Source organism: Streptomyces lomondensis, assembly GCF_014651035.1.
In the GTDB taxonomy this organism is placed as follows: Bacteria; Actinomycetota; Actinomycetes; order Streptomycetales; family Streptomycetaceae; genus Streptomyces; species Streptomyces lomondensis.
This window is the reverse complement of record NZ_BMWC01000043.1, coordinates 1-897: the sequence shown is the minus strand read 5'-3', so window position 1 is coordinate 897 and position 897 is coordinate 1. Positions and strand designations below refer to the sequence as shown.

Annotated in this window: 1 protein-coding gene; it reads right to left on the bottom strand. The window is 68.2% G+C overall.

Annotation, left to right across the window (positions count from 1 at the left end):
• Window positions 1-897, bottom strand: an 897-nt coding sequence (locus IE255_RS38860) for a beta-ketoacyl reductase (protein ID WP_190055151.1), incomplete at both ends; no start/stop codon positions are given.

Below are 897 nucleotides of genomic sequence, written 5' to 3'. Positions count from 1 at the left end.
CCTGCGCCCACAACCCCCACGCCAGCGACTGACCCACCAAACCCTCACCACACCGCACCTCAGCCAACGCGTCCAAGAACGCATTCGCCGCGGCGTAGTTCGCCTGACCCGCCCCACCGAACACACCAGCCGCCGACGAGAACAACACGAACAGCGACAGATCCAGGCCACGCGTCAGCTCATGCAGATGCCACGCCGCGTCCACCTTCGGACGCAACACCGCCTCCAGACGCTCAGGAGTGAGGGACGACAGCACACCGTCATCCAGCACACCGGCCGTGTGCACGACACCCACCAGCGGATGCTCGACGGGTACATCCGCCAGCACCGCCGCAAGTGCCTCACGGTGGGCCACGTCACACGCGGCCACCCGCGCCGAGGCACCCAACCCCTCCAGTTCCGCCACCAACTCGGCAGCACCTGGAGCCTGTTCCCCACGCCGGGACAACAGGAGCAGGTGGCGTACGCCCCGCTCCGTCACCAGATGCCGGGCCACCAGACCACCCAGAACACCACTGGCACCCGTCACCAGGACCGTGCCCTGAGCATCCAGGTCACCCGTCGGCCGCTCAGCAGCCACAACCGCCCGGGTCAGGCGCGGTACGAATGCCTCACCACGGCGGATCGCCACCTGCGGCTCACCCGAGGCCACCACAGCGGACAGCACCGCCTGCGACGCCTCATCTCCATCCAGGTCGACAAGGACGAAACGGTCCGGGTTCTCCGACTGCGCCGAACGCAACAAACCCCACACCGCCGCCTGCACCGGATCCGGCACCTCGCCATCGGCACACGCGACCGCACCCCGCGTCACGACCACCAGCCGCGACTGACCAGTCGACTCATCCGCCAGCCAGCCCTGCACCAACTCCAGCGCCTGCACAGTCACTTCATGCG